The following is a 610-nucleotide window of genomic DNA, read 5'->3' on the forward strand; positions in this document are numbered from 1 at the left end:
TGGTGGACATGAACCAGCGGGTAAAGAAACCGCGATTGTCTTCGTGTTCATGGCCGTGAATGGCTGCGTCTGCCATGCTCGCCTCCTGCTGATGTGTGTCAGTGGCCCATAGGGGAGCCTATGTGCCTGTATTCCATTCAGGTTCTAGAATGCTTCCCCCTTGGCTTCAATGTCAGAGTTTGACGCAGATCAACAAAAATTGTCGCACGTGCAAAGCCGTGCTGCGCAGCCGTATAGCCGTGATTTTCCTAGCGTTAGGTTAACAGCTGTCATATTAACGCGCTGGAAAGTAAGGGGAATTGCTTCAATATTGATCTATGCGTGTCAGGCAATCAGCTCTGAAACGTCTTTTCAAAACTATGTTTGAGCGCCACATCGACGTCCTCCATGCTGACGGGCAAACCTAAATCTACCAAACTGGTGACGCCGTGCTCACTAATCCCGCAAGGGACGATTCCCGCGAAATGCTCCAGATCAGGCTCAACATTGATCGAAATTCCGTGAAAGCTGACCCATTTGCGCAGGCGAATACCGATTGCAGCGATCTTATCTTCCTGAACCTCGCCGTGCGCAGTGAGAGGTTTTTCAGGGCGTGTCACCCAAACGCCGA

General features: G+C 51.1%; 1 protein-coding gene. It reads right to left on the reverse strand.

The features are described from left to right. Positions 1-332: 332 nt before the first annotated feature. Positions 333-610 (reverse strand): lipoyl protein ligase domain-containing protein (locus tag ACPGUT_RS16100; RefSeq protein ID WP_423993130.1); only part of this gene is annotated, 278 nt, incomplete at its 5' end.

It is taken from the genome of Halocynthiibacter sp., from assembly GCF_049608145.1.
Lineage (GTDB): Bacteria > Pseudomonadota > Alphaproteobacteria > Rhodobacterales > Rhodobacteraceae > Halocynthiibacter.